This is a genomic window from Comamonas sp. CMM02 (assembly GCF_014851485.1).
In the GTDB taxonomy this organism is placed as follows: Bacteria; Pseudomonadota; Gammaproteobacteria; order Burkholderiales; family Burkholderiaceae_C; genus Comamonas; species Comamonas avium.
In genome coordinates this window covers 255,954-271,352 of record NZ_JACUZW010000004.1, presented here as the reverse complement: position 1 = coordinate 271,352, position 15,399 = coordinate 255,954, and the positions used below count along the sequence as shown (strand labels likewise).

Annotated in this window: 12 protein-coding genes; 10 read left to right on the top strand and 2 right to left on the bottom strand. The window is 60.8% G+C overall.

What is annotated here, in order from left to right; translation table 11 throughout:
• The first annotated feature begins 51 nt into the window (after nt 1-51).
• From IB213_RS14810 to IB213_RS14785, 6 genes are all read left to right on the top strand, one after another.
• Complete coding sequence (locus tag IB213_RS14810; RefSeq protein ID WP_191722294.1) at nt 52-1,218, top strand: acyl-CoA dehydrogenase family protein; 1,167 nt, start codon at nt 52-54, stop codon at nt 1,216-1,218.
• Nucleotides 1,219-1,280: 62 nt separating this feature from the next.
• Nucleotides 1,281-2,462: a CaiB/BaiF CoA-transferase family protein gene (locus tag IB213_RS14805; protein ID WP_191722031.1), complete on the top strand. Its 1,182-nt coding sequence runs from the start codon at nt 1,281-1,283 to the stop codon at nt 2,460-2,462.
• Nucleotides 2,463-2,520: 58 nt separating this feature from the next.
• Nucleotides 2,521-3,885, top strand: a complete 1,365-nt coding sequence (locus IB213_RS14800; protein WP_192407482.1) for an MmgE/PrpD family protein — start codon at nt 2,521-2,523, stop codon at nt 3,883-3,885.
• A 119-nt stretch (nt 3,886-4,004) separates the two neighbouring features.
• Nucleotides 4,005-5,003 carry a tripartite tricarboxylate transporter substrate binding protein BugD gene (locus IB213_RS14795; protein WP_191722029.1) on the top strand — a complete coding sequence of 333 codons (999 nt, stop codon included), beginning with the start codon at nt 4,005-4,007 and terminating at the stop codon, nt 5,001-5,003.
• A 48-nt stretch (nt 5,004-5,051) separates the two neighbouring features.
• Nucleotides 5,052-5,429 carry a VOC family protein gene (locus IB213_RS14790; protein ID WP_192407480.1) on the top strand — a complete coding sequence of 126 codons (378 nt, stop codon included), beginning with the start codon at nt 5,052-5,054 and terminating at the stop codon, nt 5,427-5,429.
• Nucleotides 5,430-5,465: 36 nt separating this feature from the next.
• Complete coding sequence (locus tag IB213_RS14785) at nt 5,466-6,326, top strand: CoA ester lyase (RefSeq protein WP_192407478.1); 861 nt, start codon at nt 5,466-5,468, stop codon at nt 6,324-6,326.
• 48 nt (nt 6,327-6,374) lie between these two features.
• On the opposite strand, the gene IB213_RS14780 is transcribed toward IB213_RS14785, so the two are convergent.
• Nucleotides 6,375-7,682, bottom strand: a complete 1,308-nt coding sequence (locus tag IB213_RS14780; RefSeq protein ID WP_192407476.1) for a Glu/Leu/Phe/Val dehydrogenase — start codon at nt 7,680-7,682, stop codon at nt 6,375-6,377.
• A gap of 339 nt (nt 7,683-8,021) precedes the next feature.
• Between IB213_RS14780 and IB213_RS14775 the strand changes: the two genes are divergently transcribed.
• On the top strand, nt 8,022-8,960 hold the full coding sequence (locus IB213_RS14775) for a fumarylacetoacetate hydrolase family protein (protein ID WP_191722026.1): 939 nt from the start codon (nt 8,022-8,024) through the stop codon (nt 8,958-8,960).
• A gap of 150 nt (nt 8,961-9,110) precedes the next feature.
• Here the strand turns inward: IB213_RS14775 and norR are convergent, their stop codons facing one another.
• Nucleotides 9,111-10,652, bottom strand: coding sequence for a nitric oxide reductase transcriptional regulator NorR (gene norR, locus IB213_RS14770; protein ID WP_191722025.1), 1,542 nt, complete (start codon nt 10,650-10,652; stop codon nt 9,111-9,113).
• Nucleotides 10,653-10,814: 162 nt separating this feature from the next.
• On the opposite strand from norR, the gene nirK reads away from it, so the two are divergent.
• The 3 genes from nirK (at nt 10,815) to IB213_RS14755 (ending at nt 15,356) form a co-directional block, all read left to right on the top strand.
• The gene (nirK, locus tag IB213_RS14765) at nt 10,815-12,254 is read left to right on the top strand and encodes a copper-containing nitrite reductase (protein WP_192407474.1); all 1,440 of its coding nucleotides are present in this window, start codon (nt 10,815-10,817) and stop codon (nt 12,252-12,254) included.
• A gap of 113 nt (nt 12,255-12,367) precedes the next feature.
• Nucleotides 12,368-13,045: an iron-sulfur cluster repair protein YtfE gene (gene ytfE / locus IB213_RS14760; protein ID WP_192407472.1), complete on the top strand. Its 678-nt coding sequence runs from the start codon at nt 12,368-12,370 to the stop codon at nt 13,043-13,045.
• A 22-nt stretch (nt 13,046-13,067) separates the two neighbouring features.
• Nucleotides 13,068-15,356, top strand: coding sequence for a nitric-oxide reductase large subunit (locus IB213_RS14755; protein WP_192407470.1), 2,289 nt, complete (start codon nt 13,068-13,070; stop codon nt 15,354-15,356).
• Nucleotides 15,357-15,399: the final 43 nt, after the last annotated feature.

Here is a 15,399-nt window from a genome sequence, read left to right as displayed (position 1 = left end):
TCTGTGCTCACAGACAAAGCGCCAAAGGCACCAAAGGTTCGAAAAATGGCAATGATTGAAAAGACTCTGAGCAACAACCACCACGAAATTCGCGATGCGATCCGCGACCTGTGCAAGGCCTTTCCCGACGAGTATTTCCGCAAGGTGGACGAAGAACGTGCCTACCCTGAAAAGTTCGTCACCGCGCTGACCGAGGCGGGCTGGCTGGCGGCGCTGATTCCGCAGGAATACGGCGGCTCGGGTCTGGGTCTGACCGAAGCCTCGGTCATCATGGAAGAGATCAACCGCTGCGGCGGCAACTCCGGGGCATGCCACGGCCAGATGTACAACATGGGCACATTGCTGCGCCATGGATCGCAGGAGCAAAAAGACAGGTACCTGCCCAAAATTGCAACCGGCCAATGGCGCCTGCAGTCGATGGGCGTGACCGAGCCCACCACCGGCACCGACACCACCAAGATCAAGACCAGTGCGGTGAAAAAGGGTGACAAATACGTCATCAACGGCCAGAAAGTGTGGATCAGCCGTATCCAGCACAGCGATTTCATGATCTTGCTGGCGCGCACCACGCCGCTGGCAGAAGTGACCAAGAAGTCTGAGGGCATGTCGATCTTCATGGTGGATCTGCGCGAAGCCGAGAAAAAGGGCATGACCGTGCGCCCGATCCCCAACATGGTCAACCACGAGACCAACGAACTGTTCTTTGAGAATCTGGAAATCCCCGCCGAGAACCTGATCGGGGAAGAAGGCAAGGGCTTCAAGTACATCCTCGATGGCCTGAACGCCGAGCGCACGCTGATTGCTGCCGAGTGCATTGGTGATGGCTACTGGTTCATGGACCGGGTGACCCACTACGTCAAGGACCGGCAGGTATTTGGTCGCCCCATCGGCCAGAACCAGGGGGTGCAGTTCCCGATTGCCGAGACTTTTATCGAGCTGGAAGCGGCCAACCTGATGCGCTGGAAAGCGTGCGAGCTGTTTGACCAGCACGAGCCCATGGGAGCCCAGGCGAACATGGCCAAGTACCTGGCAGCCAAGGCCAGCTGGGAGGCGGCCAACGCCTGTCTGCAGTTTCACGGCGGCTTTGGCTTTGCCTGCGAGTACGACGTGGAGCGCAAATTCCGCGAAACACGCCTGTACCAGGTTGCGCCTATCTCCACCAATCTGATTTTTTCGTACGTGGCCGAGCACCTGCTGGGTCTGCCCCGTTCTTTCTGACATGGACAACCCCCTGTGCGGTTGCACCGCATTGCAGGCCCACTTCGGATATTGGATTTCACATGATTCGACCTCTTGACGGCATCACTGTCATTTCTTTGGAACACGCGGTAGCCGCTCCGTTTTGCACACGCCAACTGGCTGATCTGGGTGCGCGCGTTATCAAGGTGGAGCGTCCCGGCAGCGGTGACTTTGCGCGCGGCTATGACCAGCGCGTGAAGGGCCAGTCGTCGCACTTCACCTGGATCAACCGCAGCAAGCAAAGTCTGGCTCTGGATGTGAAACAGCCACTGGCCAAATCTGCGCTGCTGGAGCTACTGAAAACCGCAGACGTGCTGGTGCAGAACCTGGCCCCTGGCGCGGCTGCGCGCATGGGGCTGTCGTACGACGAATTAAAGGCGCACAACCCCCGCTTGATCGTGTGCGACATCAGTGGCTATGGTGCCGATGGCCCCTATCGCGACAAAAAAGCGTATGACTTGCTGATCCAGAGCGAGGCAGGCTTTTTGTCGGTGACCGGCACGCCTGATACACCCAGCAAATCAGGTATTTCGGTGGCCGATATTGCAGCCGGCATGTATGCCTATACCAATATTTTGGCGGCATTGATGTTGCGTGGAAAAACAGGCGAAGGCAGCCACATTGATGTGTCCATGCTGGAGGCGATGGGCGAGTGGATGGGCTACCCCATGTACTACGCCTATGACGGTGCGCCCCCGCCGCCGCGTACAGGCGCATCGCACGCCAGCATCTACCCGTATGGCCCCTTCCAGGCCGGTGACGGCAAAACCGTGATGCTGGGGCTGCAAAACGAGCGTGAATGGAAAGCCTTTTGCGCCACCGTGCTGCTGCAACCCGATATTGCTATCGACACGCGCTTTGACAGCAACGCCCAGCGCAATGCCAACCGCGCTGCGTTGCAAGCCGTGATCGTGGAAACCTTCGCTGCCTTGACTGCCGAGCAAGTAGTGGCCCGGCTGGAAGCAGCAGGCATTGCCAACGCCCGCGTTAACGACATGGCCGATTTGTGGCGGCACCCGCAATTGCAGGCACGTGAGCGCTGGCGCACCGTGGCGACACCCGAAGGTGATGTGCCCGCCCTGTTGCCCCCCGGCGTAAACAGCGCTTTCGACTACCGCATGGAGCCTGTCCCCGCCGTGGGCCAGCACAACGCCACCATTTTGGCCGAGCTGGGCTGGAGCGCAGAGCAGGCCGCTGCCTTGCAAAACAGCCCGTGCGCGTGACGCCGCAACACCCCAAAAAAAGCAGTCTGCGCTTGCGCACGCTGCAACAGGAACCAGCATGAAGCAAGAAAGTCACATCACCATTCACCCCCTGGCTCAGTTTGCGGCCACGCTGCAGTGGGACGATATTCCTCCCGCCGTACAGCGCAAGGCTGAGGACCTGTGGGTCGACTGGTTCGGCTCTGTGCTGGCCGGTCAAAATGCACGACCTGTACAAAGCCTGACGCGCTTTGCACTATCGCAAGGACCAGCCCAGGGGCCCTGTGAGGTGATCGGTCAAGACACCACCACTTCGCCCATGATGGCTGCACTGGCCAACGCGGCAGCAGCGCATGTCGCAGAGCAAGATGATGTGCACAACGGCTCGGTGTTCCACCCGGCAGCCGTGGTGTTTGCACCTGCGGTTGCCGTGGCGCAAAGCATGGGGGCAACTGGTGCGCAACTGATGGCGGCCTGTGTAGCAGGCTATGAAGTGGGCATCCGCGTGGGCGAATTTCTGGGCCGCAGCCACTACCGGATTTTTCACACCACAGGCACCGCAGGCACCTTGGCCGCAGCCGCAGCCGTGGGCCATCTGCTGGGCCTGAGCCCGGTGCAAATGCAGCATGCACTGGGATCGGCGGGCACCCAGGCCGCAGGCTTGTGGGAGTTTTTGCGCACAGCAGCCGACAGCAAACAGCTGCACACCGCACACGCCGCGGCTGCGGGCCTGATGGCGGCGTATCTGGCCAAAGATGGGTTCACCGGCGCACAGGACATCTTTACCGGCCCACAGGGGCTGGCCGCTGGCATGAGTACCGACGCCAACCCCGGCAAGCTCACCGATGGTTTGGGCACCCGCTGGGCCACGGCGGAGACCAGTTTCAAATGGCATGCATCCTGCCGCCATACGCACCCGGCTGCCGATGCACTTTTGCAAGTCATGCAGCACAACAAGCTGCGCCCCGAAGACATTGCACAGGTCACCTGCCATGTGCACCAGGGCGCCATTGACGTGCTGGGACCCGTGGTCAGCCCCTCCAGCGTGCACCAGAGCAAGTTTTCCATGGGTACGGTGCTGGCCCTGGCTGCACAGTTTGGCTTTGCGGGGCTGACGCAGTTTGATGCCCATTTCCAGTCGCCTGCCACCGTGGCGTTGCGCGAAAAAGTACACATGGTGCTCGATGCCGAGGTTGATGCGGCTTACCCCCAATGCTGGATTGGCAAAGTCACTGTACAAACCACCGATGGCCGTCACTTGCAAGGGCGTGTGGATGAACCCAAGGGAGATCCAGGCAACACCTTGTCGCGCGATGAAATCACCGCCAAAGCACTTCGATTGGCGGTGTATGGCAACCCGAACTACGCAACCAATGCACCACAAGCCGTGGAACAACTATGGCAAGTGGCGCATTGGAAGCGTGTGGGTCGTTTGATGGCCTGAACCATTTGTGTCCGGTGAAGACGGGGGTCTGCACCGGACGCAATATTGCAAGCGGAAACACCGCACAGAGAGTGCACGCAGCACTCCGTTTTACTCAAAACACACCAGGAGACAACGAGATGACAACGAAGACTTATCAGGTTTCACGACGCACCCTGCTCAGCGCCTGCGCGCTGGTCACTTTGGGCATGGGCAACGCCATGGCCAGCAACTGGCCAGACAAGGCCATCACGCTGGTCGTTCCCTACTCTGCTGGCGGCCCCACCGATGTGGTTGCACGTCTGCTGGCTGTGCCCATGGGACAGGTGCTGGGTCAGTCAGTGCTGGTAGAAAACACCGTGGGCGCAGGCGGCACGATTGCACCCACGCGCGTTGCCAAGGCCAAAAATGATGGATACACCATCTTGATTCACCACATGGGCATGGCCACGGCACCTGCGCTGTACAAGAAGCTGCCTTATGACCCGCTCAAGGATTTCGAGTACATCGGTCAGGTGCTGGATGTCCCCATGACGCTGCTGTCGCGCAAGGACTTTCCGGCCAACAACTTCCAGGAGCTGCAGGACTACGTCAAGAAAAACCAGGAGAAGGTTTCGCTGGCCAACGCAGGCATCGGCGCGGTCTCGCAACTGTGCGGCATGCTGCTGATGCACCAGCTGGGTGTGAACCTGACCACCATCCCCTACAAGGGTGCTGGCCCGGCCATGAATGACTTGATGGGCGGGCAGGTCGATCTGCTGTGCGACCAGACCACGCAGACCGTACCAGTCATCAAGGATGGCAAACGTGTCAAGGTTTTTGGTGTCACCACCCCTGAGCGCCTGTCTTCGCTGCCCGATATTCCTACCCTGAATGAGCAGGGCCTCAAAGGGTTTGACGTCAAGGTCTGGCACGGCATGTACGCACCCAAGGGCACGCCTAAAGAAGTGATCGACAAGATCAACAAGGCGCTCAATGTGGCCATCAAGGACGACAACGTGAAGGCACGCATCGCCGACCTGAGCTCTGACCTTGTTTCGCCCGAGAAAGCCACGCCCGAAGGCCTGCGCAAGCACCTGACCGCCGAAGTGGCACGCTGGGCCAAGGTGATCAAGGAAACCGGCGTAACGGCAGAGTAATCCCCCATGACCAGCGGCGCAGCACAGCGCCGCTGGTGGAGCTTTTTCATGATTGATCGTATGGACCACCTGGTGCTGACCACGGCACACGAAACCGCTTGCATCCGGTTTTATGTCGAGGTGCTGGGCATGCAGCTGGAGACTTTTGGCGAGCAGCGCAAAGCCTTTGTATTCGGCGCTCAAAAAATCAATTTGCACATTGCCGGCAAAGAGTTTGAACCCAAGGCGCAGCACCCGACACCCGGTGCGCTGGATGTGTGCCTGATTGCGTCACAGCCGCTTGAAATCATCCGCCAGCACCTGGCTAACCACCACATCGACATTGAATGCGGCCCCGTGATGCGCACCGGCGCACGAGGCCCCATTCGCTCCATCTATGTGCGTGACCCCGACCTGAATCTGATCGAGATTGCCGAGTACGTTTGATCTCGTAGTTTGTACACCCGCCTGCTAGGTTTTCCCATGAGTGATCTGCTGCACAACGCGCGTTCGTTTTTGTTTGTTCCGGCCCATCAGACCGATCGCCTGCACAAAGCCCTGAAAAGCGCTGCTGACATGGTGATTGCTGACTGGGAAGATGCGGTCGCGCCCAGCGACAAGGCAGCGGCACGCCAGGCACTTTTGGGCACTGTGCAAACACTGTCTGCCACGCTGCGTGCGCGTGTGCTGGTGCGCATCAATGCCGCGCAGACCGCCTGGCATGAGGGCGACATTCAGGTGCTCAAGCAACTGGTGGCGGCGGGCATTGCTGGCGTGGTTGTTCCGAAGGCAGAGACCGTCTCTGTCCTTCATGCCATCGCCCAGACAGCAGGCCCCGCCTGCGCCTTGATCCCCTTGGTAGAAACGGTGGCAGGCATGGATGCACTGGCCAGTCTGTCCGCCGCCCCGCAAGTTGCTCGCCTGGCATTTGGTCATCTGGACTTTCAAGTCGATGCAGGCATGCAGTGCGCAGACGATGAAGGCGAGCTGCTGCCCACACGCATGGCCATCGTCATGGCATCGCGCCGTGCCAATCTGGCACCTCCTATTGACGGCGTCACTGTTGACACCAAAGACAGCACGCACATGGACGCAGACTGCCAGCGCGCACTGCGCATGGGCTTTGGTGCCAAGCTGTGCATCCACCCGGCGCAAATTGCCGTGGCCCACCAGGTGTTCTCGCCCACAGAAGCCGCCGTGGCCCATGCCAGCGCCGTGGTTCAGGCCATGGAACTTGCCCAAGGCGGAGTGTGCGTGGTGAATGGAAAAATGGTGGATGCCCCGGTGCTGCATTTGGCACAGCGCACCTTGCAACGCCATGTCTGGGCTCAGCAACGCCCATGAAAAAAGCGGCCCTCAGGGCCGCTTTGCGTGTGGGTTGCTGCCCCTTGCTTATGGGTACAGACCACGCATTTCACGTGCGTGCAAAATGCGTTTGCAGGCAACAATGAAGGTGGCCGTGCGCAGGCTCACCTTGTTTTCCTGCGCCACTTGCCAGACTGCGCCAAACGCCTCTTGCATGATGCGCACCAGACGGGCATTGATTTCTTCTTCGCTCCAAAAGAAGCTGGAGAAGTCCTGCACCCACTCAAAGTAGCTCACCGTCACGCCACCAGCATTGGCAATCACATCGGGCAGCACCAGCACACCCTTGTCGTGCAGGATGTCATCGGCCTCTGGGGTTGTCGGGCCGTTGGCGCCTTCAATCACCATCTTGGCCTTGATGCGCTGGGCGTTGTCCTTGTTGATCTGGCCTTCCAGTGCCGCTGGAATCAGGATGTCGCAATCGACCGACCAGAAGTCTTCTGCTTCAATGGCTTGCGCACCGGCAAAGCCGCCCACGCCACCCTGGTCGCGAACGTGCGCCAGCAGCGCCGCCACGTCCAGACCGTTGGCGTTGCTGATGCTGCCGGTATGGTCTTGCACAGCCACCACTTTGGCGCCCGCATCGGCAAACAGTTTGCCTGCGGTGCCACCCACATTGCCAAAGCCCTGCACGGCGATGCGTGCGCCTTCAATCGGCAAGCCAATCAGCTTGGCGGCTTCAACGCCCACGGTGAATACGCCACGGCCTGTGGCTTCAACACGGCCTAACGATCCGCCCAAGTCCACGGGCTTGCCTGTAACCACACCCGTGGCGGTCGAACCCGTGTTCATGGAGTAGGTGTCCATCATCCACGCCATGGTTTGCGCATTGGTGTTCACGTCCGGGGCAGGAATGTCCTTGCTTGGGCCGATCAGCAAACCAATTTCGCTGGTGTAGCGACGGGTCAGGCGTTCCAGCTCGCCCTTGGACAGCTTGCGGGGGTCCACGCGGATACCACCCTTGGCACCGCCGTAAGGCACATTGACGGCGGCGTTCTTGATCGACATCCAGGCCGACAGCGCCATCACCTCAGACAGCGTCACGTCCTGGTGAAAACGCACGCCGCCCTTGCCGGGTCCACGGCTCAGGTTGTGCTGTACGCGGTAGCCTTCAAAGTGCGCAATGGAGCCGTCGTCCATCTCAATGGGCACGTCCACGATCAGAATGCGCTTGGGGCGCTTGAGAGTTTCGACCCAGCGGGCCAGCGAGCCCAGATAGGGGGTGACACGATCGACCTGTTGCAGGTAGGTGCCCCAGGGGCCGACGTCGTCCGGATTCAGGTAAGAAGGCAATGCGTGTGTCATCGAATGCGCGGAATGTTCATGTGCAGGCATAAGAACCTCAAAAAAGTAGTGCGATCAAATGGCTCGACTAGCGTGCCTTGATCAGCTGGTTCCAGCGTACGCAGCCAGCGTTCAACTGTCCAAGGCCGCTTGTTTGCATAGTTATAAATTTCACGCATAACCATGCAAGTTCACGTATTTCATCGCTATTTATCGTGATTTCTCAGCCATTATTCACACATCTGCAAAAAGAAAAAATCACGCCCCATGCTTGACCACAGCGCCATGGCTGCACAAGCCCATGACTTGCTCAAGGGAATCCGCCTGCCCTGTGCGGTCACACGCCCCTTCACGCTGCTCAACGGCATGAATTTGCCATGATTGCCCCCCATGTCGACCCATTCCGAAAAAGATTGCGCCCAGGGCGCTTGCTCCACGGCCCCTTCGCCTTTTGCCAACCAGCCGCCACTGGGTTTGAGCCTGCTGGCCAAAGATGACCCTGAGGACATCCTGCCCGACTGGCCCAAGGTGGCCCCGGACTTGCCTGAGGACGCCTACTCCATCGCCGATGCACTGTGGTGGTCCCGCAAGCTGGGCGAGCGTGTGGCGCACGGTGCAGATGTGGCCTACATGCTGCGCGATGCAGCAGACGCACGGGCCGTACAAAACGCCTTGGCCATTGCGCGCAAGTGGTGGCCGGCTGGCAGCGTGCCGCGTTACTGGAAATCAGGCGGCCCCAGCCGTGCGGCGGCATTGATTCACGCTCCGCTGCCAGAGCCCGGCGTGCAAGCCAGCGCCACCGCCGCTACACCACCTGCCACCGTGTTTAGCCTGCGCGGCATTGAAGGCGAGATTGCGCTGCGCTTGGGCCAGGATGTCACTGCCGAACAGGCCGCAGCGCTGACTCCCGAGACCGCGCGCGCACTGGTCGATGCCTGCGCCGTGGCCATTGAGTTTGTGGACAGCCGCTGGCGCGAAGGCACCCTTGCACCCGCGCTGACGCTGCTGGCAGACGGCCAGTGCCATGGTGGTTTAGCCATCAGCGACTGGCAAGACTTTGCCCCACTGCGCCAGCACGACTGGAGCCTGCAAACGTGCACGCTGCAAGTCAACGATGGTGCCGTGCAAAGCTTTACAGGCACCCACAGCCTGCAAGACCCCACATGGCTGCTGGCGGCATGGCTGCAGCACGTCACCCAGCACTACGGCACGGTCACCGCAGGCACGGTGGTCACCACCGGCACCTGGACGGGCTGCCCCGAAGTACAGGCCGGTGATCTGGTCACCGTCAGCTTTGACGGGCTGGGTACGTTGCGCTGGCAGTTCTGAACTTGCGGCAAGACAGAACCAAGAAATATTAAAAAAATAGCTGCTATCGCTTACGTACTATATGTTTCAGCATCTTTTATATCTGGAACATAAGCCAGTCATGCGCATGAAGCTCCTTTTATAAATAGTGCGTGGCAGCTTCGCCAGAGACTAGGCAGTCTTGAGCCCCAGCCGTTTGGCCAGCTTGTGCAGATTGCTGGGGTCTACATCCAGAGAACGGGCCGCCTGTGCCCACTGCCCCCGGTGGGCATCCAGCGCCCAGCGAATGGCCTCGCGCTGCGCGCTGTCCACCACGGCGCGCATGGAAGGGGCGGGGGCCAGCATGGGCGCGTGCAACACCGTGGCGGCCATTGGTAATGGCTGAACATCCAGCCCCAGCCAGTCGGCCTCCAGCGTCACAATGTCACTGCGCTGTGCACCATGGCTCAGTGCTTTGAGTGCTGCACGGCTGACCACGTGCTCGAGCTCGCGCACATTGCCCGGCCATGCATAGCGGTGCAGCGCATCTTCTGCCGCCACCGACAGGCGCAAGCTGCGCAAGCCCAGACGCGCACGGTTGAGTTCCAGAAAGAATCCGGCCAGCAGCAGCACATCGTTGCCACGCTCACGCAGTGGCGGAATCGGCACGGGGTAGACCGAAAGACGGTGGTACAGATCTGCACGGAAACTGCCTTCCTGCACGCGCTCTTTCAGGTTGCGGTTGGTGGCCGCAATGATGCGCACATTCACCTTGCGCGGGCGGTCTGCGCCCAGCCGCTGAATCTCTCCGTTTTGCAAGGCCCGCAGCAGCTTGGCCTGAATGGACAGGGGCAGCTCGCCCACCTCATCCAGAAACAGCGTGCCACCTTCTGCGGCCTCAAAGCGACCTGCGCGCTCGGCAATGGCCCCTGAAAAAGCACCACGCACATGGCCAAACAATTCGCTTTCAGCCAGGGCCTCAGGCAACGCCGCGCAGTTGACGTGCACCAGCGGTTTGCCGCTGCGGCGCGACATCTGGTGCAGCCGCCGTGCAAACAGCTCCTTGCCCACACCGGTTTCGCCCAGCAGCAGCACGGGCAATTCGGTGTCGGCCACCACTTGCAGCTCTTGCAGCAAGTGCAGCAAGGGCTTGCTTTGCCCGATGATTTCACCCTCGGGGCGCGAGGCTATGCCTTCCTCTACCGCCCCTGCCGATTGGCGTACACCGCGCAGCGCGGTCTCCAGGCGCGTCACGCGCACGGCCGCTTCAATCACCAGCACCAGCTGCTCCAGCTCTCGGATGGCCTTGCCCTCAAAGGTGCCCACCGTCAGCGCGTCCAGCGTCAGCACGCCCCAGCACTGGCCCTCCACCTCCAGCGCTACGCCCATGCAGTCATGCACATCCAGTGGCTGGCCCGGTTGCTCGATCACCAGACCGTCGTAGGGGTCAGGCAGCTTGCTGTCATGCGGAAAGCGCACCACCTCGCCAGCCCGCTGGAGCAAGGTGGCCAGACGGGGGTGTTCTGCAATCGGAAAACGCCGCCCGACCGCATCGCTGGACAAGCCGTCCACCGCCACAGGGCGCAGGCTGCTGGTCTCACTGTCCAGACTCAAAAGTGCCACAGCACCGCAGCCAAACTGCATGCGCAACAGCTCTACCAAACGCTGCAGACGTACGGCCATGGGCAGCTCCATGGCAAGGTCGGTCAGCAATAACGCGTGCAAGGGGTTCATGGTGAAAATCACCTTTCTAAGGTTGTTTTCACCCTAACTGCATCGGGTAGTTATGACCTTGATCTGGGTAAACACTTGTTTTTATTTTGATTTTTTCTGGCCTGTTCTGTGCGTAGTGAGAAGTGACGGCAAACCCGCCCTCACTCACTGGAGCCCACAACCATGAAACAGCCCACATTGCGCACCCTCTCTCTAGCCATCTGCGCGCTGACCCTGTCTGGTATTGCCCCCACCCTGCAAGCAGCCCCCCAAAAGGCGGGCACCTCCGCCAGCGCCCAGCAAAGCGTCAAGCGCTTTGTGCTGCACACCAATGTGGTGGACGGCAAGATGGTCTATGTGGATGACAAAGGCGTTGCCAACCCCACGCTGACCGTGGCAGTGGGCGACACCGTCGAAATCGAGCTGGCCAGCGGAGAAGGTGCCGAGCACGATTTGCGCATTGACGAGCTGGGCGTGGCATCGCCCAAATTCAGCGGCAAGGGCACACAGCGTGTACGTTTCACTGCCTCGCAGGCGGGTGAGTTTCAGTACTACTGCTCCATCCCCGGGCACCGCCAGGTCGGCATGTTTGGCACCATCCAGGTCACGGGCAAATCACAGCCAGCCAAATCTGCCAGCAGCACCTCCAGCGATGCGGCTTTAGCGCTGTACACACCCATCACCGTGCCGCAAAAGGGCGCAGACCCCACGGCGGTTGATATCTCGGCCAGCCCCACCCAGTTGCCACCTCCCATTGCGGCGCATGCCCCGCAAGTACAGAAGGTGCGCCTGGAGACCGTGGAGCTGTCCGGCAAGCTGGATGACGACACCAGTTTTACTTACTGGACCTTCAACCGCCAGGTCCCCGGCCCCATGCTGCGTGCGCGGGTGGGCGACACCATTGAGCTGACACTGGCCAATGCCAAGGACAGCAAGGCCATCCACTCCATCGACCTGCATGCCGTAACAGGCGGGCACGGAGGGGGCGAGCACACCCAGGTTGCACCCGGCCAAGAAAAAACCATCACCTTCAAGGCCATGCACGCAGGCCTGTTTGTGTACCACTGCGCCACACCGCTGGTGCCACAGCACATTGCTGCAGGCATGTACGGAATGATTCTGGTCGAGCCCGAGCAGGGCCTGCCCAAGGTAGACCGCGAGTTCTATGTGATGCAAGGCGACATGTACACACAGCGCCCCATTGGCGCCAAGGTGCACCAGGACGTGGACCTGCAAAGAATGTCCGATGAGCTGCCCACCTATTACGTGTTCAACGGTGCGGTCGGAGCCTTGAGCAAGACGCACAAGATGCAGGCCAAGGTGGGTGAGACCGTGCGCATCTATTTCGGTGTGGGCGGGCCCAACAAGATTGCCTCGTTCCACATCATTGGCGAAGTATTTGACAAGGTCTACAGCGAAGCCGCACTCAACACCATCAAGCACAGCGTGCAAACCACCGTGGTTGCCCCAGGCGGCGCCACCATTGTGGAGCTGAAGATGGACCACCCCGGCAGCTATCTGCTGGTAGACCATGCACTCTCGCGCACCGGCAAAGGCGCCGTCGGCGTACTGGAAGTCACGGGCGAAGGCGTCCCTGGCGTCTACAAGCCCAGCGCCCTGTAACGCACCCAGCGCACCACCACACGCCTTGCCAGACACCTACTCTGGCAAGGCCAGCACCCCGCACACAGCACGCCCTCGTGGCCGCTTTTTCACGACTTTCTAGGAGATTCACCATGCCTTACATGGAGCAGTCATTGGGGCAGCTCGCCCGCCGCATTCCCGGAGCCACCGGTCTGTTCGATGCCCACCAGCTGGACTTTTGCTGCGCCGGCAACCGCAGTCTGCGCACGGCCACCGAAAGCCTGGGCATTGATCCCCGCCCCCTGGTGGATGCACTGAAAAATCTGGAGCAGCGCGCCGCCGCAGAGCCCGAGCAGGACTGGAGCGATGCCAGCGACACGCAACTGGTGGAGCACCTGCTGGTGCGCTATCACGCTGTACACAGAGAGCAACTGCCCGAGCTGATTCGACTGGCACGCCGCGTGGAACATGTCCACGGCGACCGCCAAGACTGCCCCCACGGCCTGGCCGACCATCTGGAGGCCATGGCGCAAGAGCTGGACAGCCACATGCGCAAGGAAGAGATGGTGCTGTTTCCCATGATTACGCGGGGGCAGGGAGGCATGGCCAGCATGCCCATTTCGGCCATGCGCTCTGAGCACGATGACCACGGCACCGAGCTGCGCCGTCTGGCCGAGCTGACCGACAACATCACCACCCCACGCGACGCCTGCACCACATGGCGCGCGCTCTACACCGGGTTGCGCAGCTTTCGCGATGACCTGATTGCCCACATTCATACCGAGAACAACATCCTGTTCGAGCGCTTTGCGCCCGCGCAGGTGCTGTAACTGCACAGAGGGAGACCACACCATGGGTCCGTATAAAAAACACTGGTTCACGCTCATTGGCATGTGCATCGTGATGTTCGCGCTGCTGGGCTATCTGGGTGTCGACATTTACCGCGCAGCCCCGCCCATCCCTGACCATGTGGTCACCGAAAAGGGCGAAAAACTGTTCACCGAAGAAGACATTCTTGACGGCCAGACCGCCTGGCAATCGGTGGGCGGCATGCAGCTGGGCTCCATCTGGGGCCACGGTGCCTACCAGGCCCCTGACTGGACTGCCGACTGGCTGCACCGCGAACTGACCGCGTGGCTGGAGCTGGGCGCGCAAGAGCGCCACAAACAGGCCTATGCCGATCTGGGGGTGGGCGAGCAAGCCGCTCTGCGTGCACAGCTGCAGGCCGAATACCGCCACAACCGCGTCGATGACAACGACACACTGACCGTGAGCGAACGCCGTGCCCGGGCCATGGCACAAACTGCCACCTACTACGAGCAACTTTTCTCGGACGAGCCCGCCCTGCGCGGCAGCCGCGAGAGCTTTGCCATGAAGGAAAACACCCTGCCCAGCGCTGAGCGCCGCGCGCAGATGACCAAGTTCTTCTTCTGGACCGCATGGGCCGCCGCCACCGAGCGTCCCAACAGCAAAGTCACCTACACCAACAACTGGCCGCACGAACCGCTGATCAGCAACGTGCCCAGCAGCGAAAACGTGGTCTGGTCGATTGCCAGCGTGGTGATCTTGCTGGCAGGCGTGGGCTTTCTGGTGTGGGGCTGGTCATTCCTGCGCCACCAGGACACCGAAGAAGTCCCCGCACCTGTGCAAGACCCGCTGACGCGCTTTGCCCTGACTCCCTCGCAACGCGCCTTGGCCAAGTATTTGCTGCTGCTCGTCGGACTGTTTGTCTTTCAGGTGATGCTGGGCGGCTTTACCGCGCACTACACCGTGGAAGGGCAGGAGTTCTATGGCGTAGACGTATCGCAATGGTTCCCCTACTCACTCACCCGCACTTGGCACATTCAAAGTGCACTGTTCTGGATTGCTACGGGCTTTCTGGCGCTGGGGCTGTTTCTGGCCCCCGTCATCAACGGCGGCAAAGACCCGAAATTCCAGAAACTGGGCGTGGACGTGCTGTTCTGGGCGCTGGTGTTTGTCTGCGTCGGCTCTTTCGTCGGCAACTACCTGGCGATTGCCCAGGTCATGCCCGCAGAGTGGAACTTCTGGCTGGGTCACCAGGGCTATGAATACGTGGATCTGGGCCGTTTCTGGCAGATCCTCAAATGGGTGGGCATGCTGCTGTGGCTGGTGCTGATGCTGCGCGGTGTGCTGCCCGCATTGCTGGCGCGCAATGGCGAAGACAAAAACCTGCTGGCCCTGCTGACCTGTTCGTGCGGTGCCATTGGCCTGTTCTACGGCGCTGGGCTGTTTTACGGCGAGCGCACCAGCCTGACCGTGATGGAGTACTGGCGCTGGTGGGTGGTGCACCTGTGGGTAGAGGGCTTCTTTGAAGTCTTTGCCACCACTGGCCTGGCCTTTGTGTTCTCCAGCATGGGGCTGGTCTCGCGCCGCATGGCCACCACAGCCAGTCTGGCCTCGGCCTCGCTGTTCCTGCTGGGGGGCATTCCCGGCACCTTCCACCACCTGTACTTTGCAGGCACCACCACCCCGGTGATGGCCGTGGGTGCAGCCTTCAGTGCGCTGGAAGTGGTGCCGCTGATCGTGCTGGGCCATGAAGCCTGGGAGAACTGGCGCCTCAAAGACCGTGCGCCGTGGATGCAGCAACTCAAGTGGCCGCTGATGTGCTTTGTGGCCGTGGCCTTCTGGAACATGCTGGGCGCAGGCGTCTTTGGTTTCATGATCAACCCGCCCATCTCCCTGTACTACGTGCAGGGCCTGAACACCACGCCACTGCACGCCCATGCGGCCCTGTTCGGTGTGTATGGTTTCCTGGCGCTGGGCTTTAGCCTGATGGTGCTGCGCTATGTGCGCCCCCAGATGGCCTTCAGCGAAGGCCTGATGAAAACTGCCTTCTGGTGCCTCAACGGTGGTCTGGTACTGATGATTGCCACCAGCTTGCTGCCGATTGGGGTTCTGCAGTTCCACGCCAGCGTGAGCGAAGGCCTGTGGTGGGCACGCAGCGAAGCTTTCATGCAGCAGCCGCTGCTGGAAACGCTGCGCTGGGTGCGCACCTTTGGTGATGTGGTCTTCATTGTGGGCGCACTGGCCATGGCATGGCAGGTGGTCAAGGGTGTGCTGGGCCACTCGGCCCCGGCACTCACCACCCCGGCCTCCAGCAACGTCATTCCAGCCAAATAACCACCATGCAGCGTGCACTCCGCTTGGTCGGCGGGTGCACGCC